The sequence below is a fragment of the Aquamicrobium ahrensii genome, from assembly GCF_040545755.1.
Classification (GTDB): domain Bacteria; phylum Pseudomonadota; class Alphaproteobacteria; order Rhizobiales; family Rhizobiaceae; genus Mesorhizobium; species Mesorhizobium ahrensii.
On the sequence record NZ_JBEPMN010000003.1, the window covers coordinates 53,262 to 69,261 of the forward strand.

A 16,000-nucleotide genomic window follows, 5' to 3' on the forward strand; every position below is an offset into this window, starting at 1 on the left:
GCGGTCACGCGTTGGAGAAATGCCAGTCGATCAGGGCAGGCATGTAGGGCATCAGTCCCTCCGGGCGCTCCGCTGCATCACGGATAACGACCGGCTCACTGATTTCGGGGTGGGCGTCGGCCATGATATAGGCACGGGCGCCGGCGGCCAGTACATCCGCCGTTTCCGTGAAATGATAGCGACGGAAGATCACCACGCCGCCCGGCGTCGAGATCAGATGGTGCCGCTGTTCGGCTTGCGCCGCATCAAGATCGAGGCCGGTTTCTTCCGCCACCTCGCGCGCCATGTTGCGATGCATGTCGACCTGCCCGTCGACAAAATCCTCGGGCTCGAACGACCCCGCCGCGAAATATACCTTTCCGGCGTTGAGCGTATGCGGCGCCATGCGGATCGCCACCAGCGCCCCGTCGCCCGACACCGGCATGGCGTGGGCGAAAGCGTGATGGGCATCTGGCGTGTCGCTGTGGCGGCGCCAGTGCAGGAAGGTGGAATAGCGCACCGCGTGGCTGACGCCGCGGAGCCGGCCGTCATCATATGTAAGCGCCGACAAAAGCACCATGGTGCCGTCGAACAAAGCTGGATTGGCGGCGCTGTATTCCTTCCATCCGGCCGCGATGGCATCGGCATTGTCGCGCTCGAACGGATGCGGCGTCGGGTCGAGCCGCACGTCGATCTCATCGACAGGCAGGATCATATTCGGCGGCAGGTTGAAGCTCACGGCGACTACCTCACACGATGTCCAGCGTCACGGCGACCGGGCAATGGTCCGACGCCTTCGGCCTGTCCCAGCCGACGCGCGGGAAGCGATCGACTTCCTGCCCGCCCGGAAAAGGCGTGCGCCAGGGTTGCCCGTTGCGCACGATATCCGGCACGGTTCCCGCATTTTCTTCCGCCAGCGAGCGTGACAGAAGTATGTAGTCGAGCTGGCACAGATGCCGCTCCTGCGGCCCGCGCGTGTGATAGAGCGTCCAGCGGTCCATCTCGGGCCGCCGCTCCACGACATTTTCGCAAAAGCCGTCATGCAGCAGCACGTCAAGGCAGGAAACAGCCTCGTCCCGCACTTCAAAACGGTAATCGGACGGCCCTTCCCCGTCGATCACCACCCTTTGCCGATAGTCGTTCATGTCACCGCAGATCGCCCAGCGCTTGTCAGCGGCGCGCTCGCGCCCGAACCGTTGCTCGATGATATGGCGCACGGCCTTCGCCTCGGCGAAGCGGATCGGCATCGTCGCCTGACGGCCGTCGAGCCCGTTGCGCGGGCTGCCCATGGATTTGAAATGGACGAGATAGAGCGTCAGCGGCTTGCCGCCGATCCTCAGGTCGATCTCAAGACAGTCGCGCCGGAAGATACGCTCATGCGGCTCCTGACCCAATGAAGCCAGCTCCGGCGTATGCAGGCCAAGCTCCCCGAAGGTCAGATGCGCATGGCTGGTCATGCGCACGAATTCGATCGGCTGGCCGTGCGCGGTCTCGTCGCGCATCATCAGCGCCACGTCGATCCCACGAGAATCATTGCCCGAGGTGGTGTATTTCTGCCTGTAGCCGTGCCCCACCATCTTGAACAGATAGCCATATTCGAACGCTTTCAGCGCCTCGATATTGTCCACCTCCTGCATGCAGATGATGTCGGCTCGCGTCGTCGCGATCGCCAGGGCGGTGAGCTGGCGCGTATCGTCCGAATGGGCGATGGCGCGCGCCTGCTCCAGCGCGCGGTATTCGGCCTCGCTCCGTATCTCGAACAGGGCCAGCGTTCGGTCCTGATTGAGCTGATTGCGGAAGCCGGAGAAATCGAACCTGTTCATCAGGTTCTCGACATTGAAGGTGGCGAGGCGCAGCGACATGGCAGCGACAATTGCCCGCAAGCGACGCCAAACACAAGGGTGGAAACAGCTCACAGGCGGAACCGCGGCCGTTCATCCTGCGTTCATTGACCAGACGTCATCTTGCAGGCACTCGTCCGAAATATCCGGCGCGGGGGCTTGTTCGATCACTGGAGTGGCACATAAAAACGCTTCTTTCCTCTCCCTTGAAGGCCGGTCTGGCGGCTCTTTGCCTGGCTGGCCTGATGTCTGTCCCGGCGCTTGCCGGACCACCCCCGGTCAGCGCGCCCGCCGCCCCTGTGGCCGCCGCAACCAACGACGTGACACAGGTGCGCGATCATCGCTGGCGCAGGCCGCCGCCCCGCCACTGGAACCGCCCGCACCACCGGGACGACTGGCGGTCGCGCAGGTCGCATCACAGGTCCTACTATCGGGGCTCGGGCTTCTATTTCGGCCTCGGCCTCGGCGTGCCGTCCTACCGCCATGTCGAGCCGCGCCGCTATTACCGTCCGGCAGGCGATGCGCATGTGCGCTGGTGTTACAACCGCTACCGGTCCTATCGGGCATGGGACAATACGTTCCAGCCCTATCACGGGCCGCGCCGCCAGTGCCGTTCGCCCTACGGCTGAAACCTTTCCCTGCCCGCACGTGAAAAAGGCCGGCGATCGTGATCGCCGGCCTTCCGTTATCGGCTTCGCGAAAACTTAGTTCTTGGCCTTGTCCACCAGCTTGTTGTTGGCGATCCACGGCATCATGCCGCGCAGCTTTGCGCCGACTTCCTCGATCTGGTGCGCGTCGTTCATCCGGCGGATGCCCTTGAAGCGCGCCGCGCCGGAACGATATTCCTGCATCCACTCCGACGTGAACCTGCCGGTCTGGATGTCCTTGAGGATGCGCTTCATCTCGGCCTTGGTCTCGGCGGTGATGACGCGCGGGCCGGACACATACTCGCCCCACTCGGCAGTGTTGGAGATCGAGTAGTTCATGTTGGCGATGCCGCCCTCGTAGATCAGGTCCACGATCAGCTTCACTTCGTGCAGGCACTCGAAATAGGCCATTTCCGGCGCATAGCCGCCCTCAACCAGCGTCTCGAAACCGGCGCGGATCAGTTCGACCAGGCCGCCGCACAGCACTGCCTGCTCCCCGAACAGATCGGTCTCGCACTCTTCCTTGAAGGTGGTCTCGATGATGCCGGAACGGCCGCCGCCGACGCCGCAGGCGTAGGACAGGCCGAGATCGAGCGCGTTGCCAGAAGCATCCTGATGCACGGCGACCAGGCACGGCACGCCGCCGCCCTTCTGGTATTCACCACGAACCGTGTGGCCGGGGCCCTTCGGAGCGACCATGAGCACGTCCACGGTCGACTTCGGCTCGATCAGGCCGAAATGCACGTTAAGGCCGTGCGCGAAGGCGATCGCTGCGCCGTCGCGGATATTCGGAGCAATCTCGCTGTTGTAGATGTCGGCCTGCAATTCGTCGGGCGCCGCCATCATCATCAGGTCGGCCCACTTGGCGACTTCGGCGACCGTCATCACCTTGAGCCCGTCGGCTTCGACCTTCTTCGCGGTGGCGGAACCCGCCTTGAGGCCGATGGCGATTTCCTTGGCGCCGGAATCCTTGAGGTTCAGCGCATGGGCGCGCCCCTGTGAACCGTAGCCGATAATGGCGACCTTCTTGCCTTTGATGAGGTTCAGATCGGCGTCGCGATCGTAATAGACACGCATGTTAGAAATCCTTCCCGTTCTATGGATTTAGCTGTTTTGGATTACTTGGCCTGTTGACCCTTCCCGGCCCCGTGCAGGGCAAGAAACTGCTTGGTGGCGCGCACCGCGTCTTCCTCGATCGCCGCCTCCGTCATGCCCGGCCAGTCACCGAGCAAAAGCCGGATCTGCACATCGCGTGCGACCAGCCCGAAAAATGTCCTGAACGCCGTCTCGGCGTCCTCGAACACCAGCAACCCGGCCCGCTTGCCGGCATCGAGCACAGGCTTCAGCCGCGCGGCCAGCGCAAAGCGGCCGTTCTGCAGAACGATCTCGCCGAGCTTGTCGCGGCCCGATCCGGCATGGCTGATCGCCACGCGGTTGAGCGCGACCGAGGTATCGCTGGAAATCACCTTCAGCCAGTCGCGCGCATAGCTTTCGAGGCTTTCGGAGAGCGAGAGCAGGTCCGGCTTGCCCTGATCGACGGGCACCACACGCACCTTGGAGGCCTGCCAGCGCACCGTTGCCGTCAGCAGTCCATCGCGGTCGCCGAACCATTTGTAGAGGCTTTCCTTGGAGCATCTCGCCCGCCGCGCCACGGCGGCCATGGTGAGATTGTCGCCATCCTCGACCAGCAGGCGCAAAGCCGCGTCCAGAATGTCCTTCTGACGCTCCGTCAGCTTCTGCTCTTCCTCCTGTTCGTACGCCTGCGTCACCACACCGTCCGCTCACCGCACGGCAGGGGAAATCCCGCCAGCGCCCTTCTCCCAGCCGTTCGACTTCACCTTATCGAGCCGTACCGTACGTTACGGTTCCTGCTATGCCCCATCGCCGAAGCGAAGGCAAGAGGGTGTTTTCACGCAACGCGTTCTTTTAAAAAGGCGAGCCCTGCACAGCTAAAGATAAGAAAATGACTCAGTCTGCGGCAATTGCGATCCGCTCTGGGGCAGGAGAAGGAGTCTGTGTCCAGTCCACTTCCCGAAGCCCGATACGGCGCAATGGGTCGATGATGGTTCCGGCGACCAGCGCTGCAAGGATATGTGGCGTCGGCGGGATTTTCGCTGCGGTCGCCACCACGCTGTCACGCATGAACGGCAGCAACCAGCCGTCCGACTGGTAGAAGGGAGTGAACAGGCGCGACAGTGCCTGAAAGCTGCGGATATGCCAGCGGCGGGATCTGGCATAGGCTGCAAGCGCATCCTCCAGCCGCGTGTTCTCCTTCAGCGCATGTGCAAGCGCGGCTGCGTCCAGCAACGCCATATTGGCTCCCTGCCCCAGTTGCGGGCTGGTGGAATGCGCGGCGTCACCGATCACCGCCAACCGCCGCCCGGCAGGCATCGGCAGGGTGTGATGACCATACCGGGCAAGCGAAAGCTGCTCGAAACTGTCGATCTGGTCGACATAGCCCGCACATTCAGGCCAATAGCCGGTCACGCGCGCCTTCCATGCTTCAAGCCCGGCGGTCCGAACCCGCTCGGCATCCTCCGGCTTCAGGCTCCAGAAAAATGCCGCCATCTTCTCCCCGTCGGGCTCGGCGCGGCCAATGGGCAGCACGCCGATCATCACCCGCGCCCTGTCATAGCGTTGCAGCAGCGCGTGCTCGTCGAAACCCTCGCCCCTCCAGCCGAGCGACGCCCAGAAGGCGCCATAGGCGAGCGGTTTCGGTTCGACCGGTATATCCGCATGACCACGTAATCTGGACCGCGTGCCACTGGCGTCGATGGCCAGATCGAACGAGCCGATCCGCCTTCCCTCGCCGTCGATCAGCCTTGCCGCCTCACCCGTGTCGAGCGCGTCGATCTCCACGCCTGTCTCGATGGCAATTCCTTCACGCAGTACAGCGCGGTAAAGCCCACCGAACAAAGCGGCGCGATGCACAGCCAGGCCGAACCTGTTGCCGGGCAGCGCCCGATAGCGCACGTCGAGCACGGTACGGCCGGAACGTGCATCGAGACCATGCAGCCGGTCGATCCGGTTGCCGAGCATCATGATGTCGCCGAGCAAACCCAGATCGTGCAGCACGGAAAGCCCCGTCGGTTGCAGGATAAGCCCCGAACCGACCGGAGACGGCTTCTCGAACCGCTCGAATATGGTGACCTTGTGCCCGGCGCGATGAAGATAAAGCGCTGCCGCAAGGCCAGCCGGACCGGCGCCTGCAATGGCGATAGACGATACTGCCTGCACGGCCCACCCTGCTCTGTCCGGCGATGCCAGTTCCACACCGCCGCTTGCCGGATCATGCGCCTGCGGATGCGTCCTCCTCAGCCGGGATACACCGAAGCCTTGCACCGCCACAACCATGCCCGAAACGAAACCGGACGGCGCATTGCCGCGCCGCCCGGTCGCCCCCGCACGTCATCCTTTTCGACTGCTGTCCAGCCGCAACCTATTTCACGACGATCGCGACAGTTCCGGACTGGTAGCGATGGCCCTCCGAGCCGGTCGCGATCGCAGTGCCGTTCACCGCGCGCGTCGGCACCCGCTTGCCGCAATCGCGGCTGACGCGGCTGGAAAGCCCTCCATCGGAATACTTCACGATGGAGGACTTCGGCAGCCGGCCTACGATTTCGGAATAGCTCGGCGCACCTGCACCGCATGAATTGCCCCGGTAGGCGGTCAGGTGCCGCGTTTCACCCACCCTCATCTCCACTGTCTTGTCGGCGTTGGTCGGCGTGACACAGCCGGACAGCATCAACACCGAAAAGATCGACACAGCGCCGACGACAATTGCGTTTCGCATCTCGATAAGCCCCTCTTTCAACGCCTGAAAATTGGTCCACCGGAGCCAGGCAGAACATCGGCGGTGGCCTTTCCGGGGTGCCAAATCCATCCGCGTCAGCAAATCGAAAAGTCCGCCAATCACCGGAAAATACGGAAAAACGGAAGCAATCCCGGTTGCTATCTCCATGAATCGCTTCTTAAATCAGCCCATGGGAAGCGCGGGGTGCACAAGGCATGCAGCGCCTTGAATGGAACAGATTCAGCCAGTGGCACATATTGCTCGATGAGCTGTGCGAATGCCGTGGCTACATCGACAATGCAAAGCTGGCGAGCCAGCTCTGCCGCAGGTCAGGCAAATCCGCACAGGAGGATTTCAACGCGGCGGAGAAGAACCTCCGCAACTGGCGGCTCGGCCGTCATCTGCCGCTGCGCCGCAACTTCATGATCCTTGCCGAATTGCTGGGAGTTTCGGACGATCCCGAACTGCTCCGGCAATGGAACCTTCTCTATAGCGCCGCCCGTGGCCGCGATGTACCGGATCGGCGGCAAATCGCCGATGAAGCGGAAATCGTCCGGCAGGCCAATCATCGCCCCGCCCGCAGGCTGCTATGGGCAGGAGCGATTACCCTCACGGCCGTGCTTGCCGTCACCGGTTTCCGCTGGATGGCCTCGGACCCCTACGCTGATCTCCCGATGATCGGCTATGATGCGCGCGTGCGGATGCTGGTGGGCGAAAGCCGGCTCATCCACGGAGATCGCGGCGATTGCGACGGCGGCAACGTGCCCGGCTGGGGCTACACAATGCCGCGCGTGCCGTTCAGCACTTTGGGGACATTTTCGGACGGCGGCCTTGCCCGCAAGATGAGCAATTTCTGCAACGCCGTGGTGCCGGTGCGGGCGGTCCGCTTCACCGCGCGGAAGGCAGGGGTCGAGGAGGTCCGGCTGCTGGACGATTTCGTCAAGATTTTCGTCACCGATCCGGCACATCTGGTTCAGTAAGCGAGGGGCGATGGGAGAAACTGAAGAGACGACATTCGCGCACTGGCATCTGCTGTTCGATGAGTTGTGCAATCGCGCCGGCTATTATGATGACGCGACGCTCGCCAGCGCCTATTGCGCCCTGACCGCCAGCAAGGGGCAGCGCCAGTTCGAGACGGCCATGCGCAACCTCAACAACTGGCGCTCCGGGCGTCATCTGCCCCGCGCCGGCAATCTGCGGGTGCTGGCGAAGCTGCTCGACATGGCGAACGATCCGCCCACGCAGGAACTCTGGAGCCGGCTCTACAAGCAAGCGGGAGATACGGAGAGCAAAATCCGCTCGGGTCTGCCGGTGCCGGTCGCGTCTCCTGCCGTTGCGAGCGCAAGACCCATGACGTTCCTTGCCCACGCACCGCATCCGCAGTCGCGCCTGCCGGCCCTGCTCAGCCGGGAAAGATTGAGCCACAAGCGCTTCTCGATACTTCAGGCCATATCCGGCGGTATTTTCCTGCTGACGGTCGGGATCGCCGCCGGCTCCCTCATCACCGCCACCGGCTGGCGGCCATGGGCAGGACCGGCAGACAATGCGCCAATCGTCCCGTTCAAACCGGTGGTGACCATGAAGGTCGGCGACAGCCGCCCGATCTACGCCGAGCGCGGCGATTGCGGGAAACTGCCGCGTGATTGGGAAATGGTGGAGTCGGACCTTCCAACGCTACGCACCGGAACCTTCTCCGATGGGGGACTGGCGCGCCGGTTCAGCAAGTTCTGCCAGGGGCTGACCCCGGCAAGGGCCATCGTCTTTACCGCCACCATGCCCGGTGTGGAGGAATTCGAGATACAGGGCGATTTCTTCAAGATGACGGTGACCGAGTAGCGCCCCGCCAGCCGTTCAGATCGCCACCTGCGTGCCGATCTCCACCACCCGGCCGGTCGGAATCTGGAAATACTCCGTCGCATCCGCCGCCGATCGCGCCAGCCCTATGAACAGGCGGTCCTGCCACATCGGCATGCCTGAATTCGGCGCGGCCTTGAGCGAACGTCGCGACAGGAAGAACGAGGTCGTCATGATGTCGAACTTCCAGCCCTGCTTGCGGCAGGAGGCCAGCGCACGCGGAATGTTCGGCTGCTCCATATAGCCGAATGTCAGGGTGATGCGCATGAACAGGTCGTTGATCGTCTCCAGCTTCACCCGCTCGCTGTCCGGCACCTTCGGCTGTGGCGCGGTCACCACGGAGAGGATGACGTTCTGCTCATGCAGCACCTTGTAATGCTTGAGGCTGTGCATGAGCGCGGTCGGCGCGCTGATCGGATCGCTGGTCAGGAAGATCGCGGTGCCGGGCACGAGCTGCGGCTGCTTCCTGGCGAGGTTGCCGGCAAGGAACTCCAGCGGCACCTCGTTCTTGCGCGTCTTTTCGAACAGCAGGCGCGATCCGCGCACCCATGTCACCATCACGACGATGATCATGAACGCCACCACCAGCGAGGCCCAGCCGCCGTCCCTCACCTTCATGGCGTTGGTGACGAGGAAGCCAAGCTCGATCAATCCGAACAGCGCCGTCAGCGCGAGCGCCGGCCACAGCGGCCACTTCCAGATGCGGATCATCACGATGGAAAGCAGCGTGGTCGTCACCAGCATCACGCCGGTCACGGCGATGCCGTACGCCGAGGCCAGCCCCGCGGATTCACGGAAGCCCAGCACCAGCAGCAGCACCGCCACCGCCATCAGGAAATTCACGCGCGGCATGTAGATCTGGCCTGACTGGCGTTCCGACGTATGACGGATTTCCATGCGTGGCAGCATGTTGAGCTGAACCGCCTGCCGGGTCAGCGAATAGGCCCCGGTGATCACCGCCTGGCTGGCGATGACTGTCGCCGCCGTGGCGAGCGCCACCATTACATAAAGCAGCCAGCCGTCGTTCATCTGGAAGAACGGATGGCCGACATGGCCATCGTGGGCCAGAACGAAAGCCCCCTGCCCCAGATAGTTCAGCAGCAGGCAGGGAAACACGACCCAGAACCAGGCCAGAACGATGGGCTTGCGCCCGAAATGGCCAAGATCCGCATAGACCGATTCCGCACCGGTGACGGCCAGGAACACACCGCCGATGATGGCCAGCGAGACCACTGGCTCATGGCCGAGAAAACGCAGCATATAGAGCGGGTTGATCGCGAGCAGGATTTCGGGATCGTGAATGATGTGACGGAGTCCCGCAAACCCGATGGCGACGAACCAGATAAGCGTGATGGGACCGAAGATGAGGGCCACGCCGCCGCTGCCGAAACGCTGCACCGAAAACAGGATCAGCAGGATGACCACAGTCAGCGGCACGATGTAAGGCCCGAAACCATCGGCGATGATGGTGAAGCCTTCCGTAGCCGAAAGCACCGAGATCGCTGGCGTGATGACGGCGTCGCCATAGAACAGCGCCGCGCCCACCATGCCGATGCCCAGAATGATGGCCGGACGCGTCGGGAAGGCGGAGCGGCCAAGCGCCATCAGGGAGAGCGTGCCGCCCTCGCCCTTGTTGTCGGCCCGCAGCACGAACATCATGTACTTCACCGCCACGACGATGGTGAGCACCCAGATGATGAGCGAGAGCACGCCCAGAATATCGTTGCGGGCTGCATTGTCCGCCGCGGACGCTGCGCCGAGCGCCACGCGGAATGCGTAGATCGGGCTGGTGCCGATGTCGCCATAGACCACGCCAAGCGCGGCAAGCATCATATAGGGCGTGCTGTGCGGCTTGTGTTCGGGGTGGTCTGCCTGCGGGGCGGGCTCGACCGCGCTACCGGTATCGGCAACAGCCATGGACAGAACTCCGTTAAGAGCGCGGTGCTCTACTCTTGCTGCAGCGCAATATCAAGTGCCTCGATATCCGTTCGCGCAAGAGCTGAGCGAATCTCTCACGGCCAGCCGCAGGCCTTCAGGAAGCGTTTGACGCTCTTTTCCATGCCGAATTCCAGTGCATCCGCCGTCAGTCCATGGCCGATGGACACTTCTTCAAGCCTCGGAATTCGCTTCACCAGAGCAGGCAGGTTTGCGACCACCAGATCATGCCCGGCATTGACCTCCAGCCCCTTTTCCAGCGCCGCGTCAGCCGCAAGCCCCAACTTTTCCAACTCCCGCGCCATAGCGTCCGCGTCGGCGTGGCGACTCGCATAGGGACCGGTATAAAACTCGACCCGGTCGGCCCCGGTGTCACGGGCGGCCGACAATCCTTCCGTTTCGGCGTTCGCGAACAGAGACACTCTCGTCCCCTCCTTCTTCAACCGCTTGACGATCGGAGTAAGGAACACGGACTGCTCCAGAAAGTTCCAGCCATGATCGGAAGTGGCCTGCGCCGGATCGTCGGGCACCAGCGTGACCTGCTCGGGCTGGTTCTGCTCCACCAAGGCCAGGAATTCCTCAGTCGGGTAGCCCTCTATATTGAACTCCGCCTGCGGAAACTCGTCGTCGATCAGCGCGCGCAGGTCCGGCAGGTCGGAGTAGCGCGTATGCCTCTGGTCGGGGCGCGGATGCACGGTCAGCCCGTGTGCGCCAGCGGCCAGCGCGATGCGCCCCAATCCGGCCACGCTCGGCCATGGCAGGTCGCGCCTGTTGCGCAGCATGGCCACCGCATTGAGATTGACCGACAGTTTAACCGGCATATCCATTCCTCCCGAGGCGTGTGCGCTGGCATCTATAGCCGCTTTGTCGGGAACAGACAGAGGTTTTATGTGTTCCAGTATGGAAGCGTTTCGCGAAGGAGGCTGGATGAACTACCTCGAAGCAGTACCGGCGGTGCGCCGCATCGATACCGACCGGGACGATCTGTTCGCCGTCGACATCGTGGGAGAGGTGAACGCGGCCGACGCCGAAAACCTGTATGGCTTGCTGGAAGCCGCCTATGCGCTCCATGCGCAGATCGATGTGCTCGTACGCCTGACGGATTTCGAAAGCGCCGACTGGTCCGAGATTTCGCGACAGACGCTGGAACAGGGCCAGACTGCGGCGCTCGGGCATGTCAGAAAATGCGCCAGCGTCGGCGGCCCGGACTGGACCGGATATGCGCGTGGCGAATTGCCGGAAGGGGTTGAGCTGCGGCATTTTCCGGCGGACCGCGAGGCGGACGCCTGGCGATGGCTGGAGGCCGAACCGCGCGGCGGCGCCTGAACGTAATCTGTCCGCTTTACCGGACGATGGTCAGCTTTTCCGCCGCACGCGTGATCGCAGTATAAAGCCAGCGTTCACGGTTGTCCTTGAACGCCCAGCTCTCATCGAACAGCACCACATCGTTCCATTGCGAGCCCTGCGCCTTGTGGACGGTGAGCGCATAGCCATAGTCGAAATCGTCGAAGCGCCGCTTCTGCTGCCACGGAATTTCCGCTTCCGTTTCCTCGAACGCCGCCTTGAGCAGTTTGATCTTGGCGACGCCGCGGTCCGGGTCGTCTTCCTCCGGTGACACCAGCAGGTTGATGCCTGGCTTCACCGTCTCGCGCGAGGCCGTCATCACCTTCCACAGCGAACCGTTGAGCAGGCCCTTGGCCGGATCGTTGCGCAGGCACACGAGCTTGTCGCCCGCCTGCGGATAATCGGCGGTGAATCCTTTCAGCTCGCGCAGCCGGCGATTGTAGCGACGGCGCGTGCGGTTGGTGCCGACAAGCACCTGATCGGCGTCGAGCACCAGATCCTGATCCACCTCTTCCTTGCCGATGACGCGCGCCGCCCCGTAATCTCCATAGCCGAGTTCCCGCCCCTCGCGCACATCCAGCGCCATGCGGATAATGGGATTGTCGCGTGCCTGCCGGTGGATTTCGGTGAGCAGGAAATCCGGCTCCTGCTCGGTGAAGAACCCGCCGCCGGAAATGGGCGGAAGCTGCCCCGGATCGCCCAGCACGAGAATCGGCGTGCCGAAGCTCATCAGATCACGGCCGAGTTGTTCATCCACCATCGAGCATTCGTCGATGACGACGAGCGCCGCCTTTGAAATCGGACTTTGGCGGTTGAGAGAAAAGGTCGGTGACATCGATGTCTTGCCGGTTGTCTCGTCTTCCACAGCCTCCTCGCCGCGCGGGCGGTAGATCAGCGAATGAATGGTGCGGGCGTTGGTTGCGCCCTTCGAGCGCAGCACCTGCGCGGCCTTGCCGGTGAAGGCGGCGAACTGCACCTGCCCGTCGACATGCTCGGCGAAATAGCGCGCCAGCGTAGTCTTGCCCGTACCGGCGTAGCCGAACAGGCGAAACAGTTGCGGGCGGCCAGCTTTCAGCCATTTGGCGACAGCTTTAAGCGCCTCGTCCTGCTGCGGTGAAAATTGCATGGGATGGTCAGACCCGATTCGGGCCAGCGGAGCAAGCTCGATACGCCCGGACCCGTGCCTGCCGCTACCGAACCATCGGCCACAGCGTGGCGGCCAGCAGCACGCCCATGGCGATGTTGAACCACTTCAGGCGCATGGGATCGGACAGGAAGCCGCGCATCGCCATGCCGAACCCCGCCCAGCTCGAAACGCATGGCAGGTTGATAACGCCGAACACCACCGAGATCAGCACCACCGACAGAAATGGATTCGCCGGATTGGAGAACACGGCCATGGCGGTGACGGCCATCACCCACGCCTTGGGGTTGACCCACTGGAAGGCGGCCGCTTGCAGGAATGTCATCGGCTGCGCGCTGCCGTCTCCTCCGCTCTCGACGGAACGCGACATGGCGATCTTCCACGCCAGATAAAGCAGATAAGCCCCACCTACGATTTTGAGCGCGGTGTGCAGGGCCGGAAAGGCCGTCAGCACCGCCCCCAGTCCGAAACCAACGGCCAGCAGCAGCACGACAAAGCCGATGCCGATCCCCAGCATATGCGGAATGGAACGGACGAAGCCGAAATTCACACCGGACGACAGAAGCATGAAATTGTTCGGCCCCGGCGTGATCGAACTCACGAACGCATAGGCGGCCAGCGCGAAGAGGATGTCAGAGGTCATGAACAACCTTCAATGTCAGCCATGCTGACCTTTAACGAAACAGCCGGCGGCGGGACGCGCCAAAAACCCGGCGGGCCTTGCGCCAGCCGCGGCCCCTGTTCGTGAACGCAAACAGTTTTCCCGAAGCGACACGAATTTGATATCTCGCACCGCTTCTCCGAAAAAGGGCTACATGCCCTGATGGCCGCGGTTCATGGCCGCCACGCCGGTGCGGCAGATTTCCACCAGGCCGAGCGGCCGCATAATGGCGATGAACTGGTCGATCTTGGAGCTCTTGCCGGTAATCTGGAAGATGAAATGCCCGGTGTTGGCGTCGACCACATGGGCGCGGAAGGCGTCGGCGAGGCGCAGCGCCTCCACCCTGTCCGTGCCGGCGCCCGCGACCTTGACCAGTGCAAGCTCGCGCTCCAGCGACCGCTCCTGTCCCAGTTCCTGCGCCCGCACCGTGAGATCCACCACCCGGTGCACGGGCACGATGCGTTCAAGCTGGTGCTTGATCTGCTGCAGCACATGCGGCGTGCCGCGCGTCACGATGGTGATGCGCGACAGATGCGTTTCATGCTCGGTTTCCGAGACGGTCAGGCTCTCGATATTGTAGCCGCGCCCGGAAAACAGACCGATGACGCGGGCGAGCACGCCCGGCTCATTATCCACCAGCACCGAAAGCGTGTGCGTTTCCGGCTTCTCCGTCTCCCTGGCCATGAAATAGGCCGAGCCGGTGGGCTGAAGCTGTGCATTCATGATTGAATCCCGATCTTCAAAATCTGCAACAATTCATTGTTTTCACGTAGTTTTCACTCACGTGGAACCGCCTTACACCAGCTCCCGGCCCTTGGCGTCGATGGCGTTGGCGACCGCTTCGTCCGTCGCCTCGTCCGGCAGGAGCATCTCGTTGTGCGCCTTGCCCGAGGGGATCATCGGGAAGCAGTTGGCCAGATTCGCCACGCGACAATCGAAGATCACCGGCTTCTTCACCGAGATCATCTCACGGATCGCATCGTCGAGGTCGTCCGGCTTGTCACAGCGTATGCCGTGCGCGCCATAGGCCTCCGCCAGCTTGACGAAATCCGGCATCGCCTCCGTATAGGAGTGCGACAGGCGGTTGCCGTGCAGAAGCTGCTGCCACTGGCGCACCATGCCCATATACTGGTTGTTCAGGATGAAGATCTTGATCGGCGCATCGTGCTGGATGGCCGCCGACATTTCCTGAATGCACATCTGCACCGAAGCGTCGCCGGCGATATCGATGACCAGCGCATCCGGGTGCGCGACCTGCACGCCGAGCGCCGCCGGCAGGCCATACCCCATGGTGCCGAGGCCGCCGCTTGTCATCCAGCGGTTGGGCTTGTCGAAGTGGAAGTGCTGCGCCGCCCACATCTGGTGCTGGCCAACCTCCGTGGTGATGTAGGTGTCGCGATCCTTCGTCAGCTCATAGAGCCGGGAGATCGCATATTGCGGCATGATGACGTCGGGATTGGTCTTGAACGCGAGCGAGTCGCGCGCCCGCCATCTGGCGATCTGCTCCCACCATGGATGCAGCGCCTTCTTGTCGGCTTTCGCCGTCGCCCGCCACAGGCGCACCATGTCCTCCAGCACCGTGGCGACGTCGCCGAGGATGCCGATGTCGACATGCACGTTCTTGTTGATCGAAGACGGATCGACATCGATGTGAATCTTCTTGGAGTTCGGCGCGAATGCGTCGAGGCGGCCTGTAATACGATCGTCGAAGCGCGCGCCGATGCACACCATGACATCGCAATCATGCATGGCCATATTGGCTTCATAGGTGCCGTGCATGCCGAGCATGCCCAGCCAGTTCTTGCCGGAAGCCGGATAGCAGCCCAGCCCCATCAGCGTCGAAGTGATCGGAAAACCGGTCAGGTCGACCAGTTCGCGCAGCAACTGGCTGGCCTCGGGGCCGGAGTTCACGACGCCGCCGCCGGTGTAGAGGATCGGCTTCTTCGCTCTGGCCATCAGTTCGACGGCGGCCTTGATCTGATTGAGATCGCCTTGGATGCGCGGCTTGTAGCTGGTGCGCGGCGCGGTCTGCGGAGAAACATAGGTGCCCTTGGCGAACTGGATATCCTTCGGAATGTCGACCACCACCGGACCGGGACGGCCTGTCGTGGCGACATGGAAGGCCTCATGGATGATGGCCGCCAGCTCATTGACATCCTTCACCAGCCAGTTGTGCTTGGTGCAGGGGCGCGTGATGCCGACCGTATCACACTCCTGAAAGGCGTCGGAGCCGATCAGGCTGGTCGGAACCTGGCCGGTGATGCAGACCAGCGGGATGGAGTCCATGAGCGCGTCCTGCAGGGGGGTCACCGCATTGGTGGCGCCGGGACCGGAAGTGACGAGCATGACTCCCGCCTTTCCGGTGGAGCGGGCATAGCCTTCGGCCGCGTGCCCGGCACCCTGCTCATGGCGCACAAGAATGTGCTCGACATCCTCCTGCTGGAACAGTTCGTCGTAGATGGGAAGGACCGCGCCGCCCGGATAGCCGAAGATGTGCTTGACGCCGTTGTCTTTCAGCGCCTGCACCACCATCTCGGCGCCCGTCATTTCGCGCCGCTCGTTCTGTCCGTTGCTCATCGGTCTGGTTCCGTCCTGTTTCCGCTTCCGCGAGGCTATCGTCGTTTAGTGCTGTTTCGGATAATAAAAAAGGCCCCCGAGGGAGCCTGTGTGTCGCGCATGGGAGGTTTTCGCCCGGTGGTTACACCACCTTGCCCACGCGCCGTCCTACTACGAGAATGAATGCCTTCTTCATGGTGCGCGACAATAGAAGCGATTTTCCTATCGTGTCAACGCCCAATATCG

The 16,000-nt window shown here is 62.8% G+C and carries 16 protein-coding genes; 4 read left to right on the plus strand and 12 right to left on the minus strand.

Annotated elements, in window-relative coordinates:
• Positions 1–4: 4 nt before the first annotated feature.
• Together ABID44_RS05275 and ABID44_RS05280 are read right to left on the minus strand one after the other, a co-directional pair.
• On the minus strand, positions 5–718 hold the full coding sequence (locus ABID44_RS05275; protein WP_354150651.1) for a hypothetical protein: 714 nt from the start codon (positions 716–718) through the stop codon (positions 5–7).
• Positions 719–728: 10 nt separating this feature from the next.
• Positions 729–1,841 (minus strand): endonuclease/exonuclease/phosphatase family protein, encoded by a 1,113-nt coding sequence (locus ABID44_RS05280; protein ID WP_354150652.1) that lies wholly within the window; start codon positions 1,839–1,841, stop codon positions 729–731.
• 224 nt (positions 1,842–2,065) lie between these two features.
• Here ABID44_RS05280 and ABID44_RS05285 point away from each other — a divergent pair, with 224 nt between their 5' ends.
• Positions 2,066–2,449 (plus strand): BA14K family protein, encoded by a 384-nt coding sequence (locus ABID44_RS05285; RefSeq protein WP_354150653.1) that lies wholly within the window; start codon positions 2,066–2,068, stop codon positions 2,447–2,449.
• A gap of 75 nt (positions 2,450–2,524) precedes the next feature.
• Here the strand turns inward: ABID44_RS05285 and ilvC are convergent, their stop codons facing one another.
• The 4 genes from ilvC to ABID44_RS05305 form a co-directional block, all read right to left on the minus strand.
• The gene (ilvC, locus tag ABID44_RS05290; protein ID WP_354150654.1) at positions 2,525–3,544 is read right to left on the minus strand and encodes a ketol-acid reductoisomerase; all 1,020 of its coding nucleotides are present in this window, start codon (positions 3,542–3,544) and stop codon (positions 2,525–2,527) included.
• A gap of 41 nt (positions 3,545–3,585) precedes the next feature.
• Positions 3,586–4,236 (minus strand): TetR/AcrR family transcriptional regulator, encoded by a 651-nt coding sequence (locus tag ABID44_RS05295; RefSeq protein WP_354150655.1) that lies wholly within the window; start codon positions 4,234–4,236, stop codon positions 3,586–3,588.
• A gap of 199 nt (positions 4,237–4,435) precedes the next feature.
• The gene (locus tag ABID44_RS05300) at positions 4,436–5,704 is read right to left on the minus strand and encodes an FAD-dependent oxidoreductase (RefSeq protein ID WP_354150656.1); all 1,269 of its coding nucleotides are present in this window, start codon (positions 5,702–5,704) and stop codon (positions 4,436–4,438) included.
• 202 nt (positions 5,705–5,906) lie between these two features.
• Positions 5,907–6,428: a hypothetical protein gene (locus ABID44_RS05305; RefSeq protein ID WP_354150657.1), complete on the minus strand. Its 522-nt coding sequence runs from the start codon at positions 6,426–6,428 to the stop codon at positions 5,907–5,909.
• Positions 6,429–6,475: 47 nt separating this feature from the next.
• Here ABID44_RS05305 and ABID44_RS05310 point away from each other — a divergent pair, with 47 nt between their 5' ends.
• Both ABID44_RS05310 and ABID44_RS05315 read left to right on the plus strand, forming a co-directional pair.
• Positions 6,476–7,240 (plus strand): hypothetical protein, encoded by a 765-nt coding sequence (locus ABID44_RS05310; protein WP_354150658.1) that lies wholly within the window; start codon positions 6,476–6,478, stop codon positions 7,238–7,240.
• A gap of 10 nt (positions 7,241–7,250) precedes the next feature.
• On the plus strand, positions 7,251–8,096 hold the full coding sequence (locus ABID44_RS05315; protein WP_354150659.1) for a hypothetical protein: 846 nt from the start codon (positions 7,251–7,253) through the stop codon (positions 8,094–8,096).
• Between the two features lie 15 nt (positions 8,097–8,111).
• On the opposite strand, the gene ABID44_RS05320 is transcribed toward ABID44_RS05315, so the two are convergent.
• Positions 8,112–10,031, minus strand: a complete 1,920-nt coding sequence (locus ABID44_RS05320) for a potassium transporter Kup (RefSeq protein ID WP_378226878.1) — start codon at positions 10,029–10,031, stop codon at positions 8,112–8,114.
• A 95-nt stretch (positions 10,032–10,126) separates the two neighbouring features.
• Positions 10,127–10,870: a pyridoxine 5'-phosphate synthase gene (locus tag ABID44_RS05325; RefSeq protein WP_354150660.1), complete on the minus strand. Its 744-nt coding sequence runs from the start codon at positions 10,868–10,870 to the stop codon at positions 10,127–10,129.
• A gap of 106 nt (positions 10,871–10,976) precedes the next feature.
• On the opposite strand from ABID44_RS05325, the gene ABID44_RS05330 reads away from it, so the two are divergent.
• Entirely contained in the window at positions 10,977–11,375 is a 399-nt protein-coding gene (locus ABID44_RS05330) for a SpoIIAA family protein (protein WP_354150661.1), read from the plus strand.
• Between the two features lie 16 nt (positions 11,376–11,391).
• Here the strand turns inward: ABID44_RS05330 and ABID44_RS05335 are convergent, their stop codons facing one another.
• From ABID44_RS05335 to ABID44_RS05350, 4 genes are all read right to left on the minus strand, one after another.
• Positions 11,392–12,519, minus strand: a complete 1,128-nt coding sequence (locus ABID44_RS05335) for an ATP-dependent DNA helicase (RefSeq protein ID WP_354150662.1) — start codon at positions 12,517–12,519, stop codon at positions 11,392–11,394.
• A 64-nt stretch (positions 12,520–12,583) separates the two neighbouring features.
• Positions 12,584–13,180: a LysE family translocator gene (locus ABID44_RS05340; protein WP_354150663.1), complete on the minus strand. Its 597-nt coding sequence runs from the start codon at positions 13,178–13,180 to the stop codon at positions 12,584–12,586.
• A 168-nt stretch (positions 13,181–13,348) separates the two neighbouring features.
• On the minus strand, positions 13,349–13,921 hold the full coding sequence (gene ilvN / locus ABID44_RS05345; RefSeq protein ID WP_354150664.1) for an acetolactate synthase small subunit: 573 nt from the start codon (positions 13,919–13,921) through the stop codon (positions 13,349–13,351).
• A 72-nt stretch (positions 13,922–13,993) separates the two neighbouring features.
• Positions 13,994–15,775, minus strand: a complete 1,782-nt coding sequence (locus tag ABID44_RS05350; RefSeq protein WP_354150665.1) for an acetolactate synthase 3 large subunit — start codon at positions 15,773–15,775, stop codon at positions 13,994–13,996.
• Between the last annotated feature and the right edge of the window lie 225 nt (positions 15,776–16,000).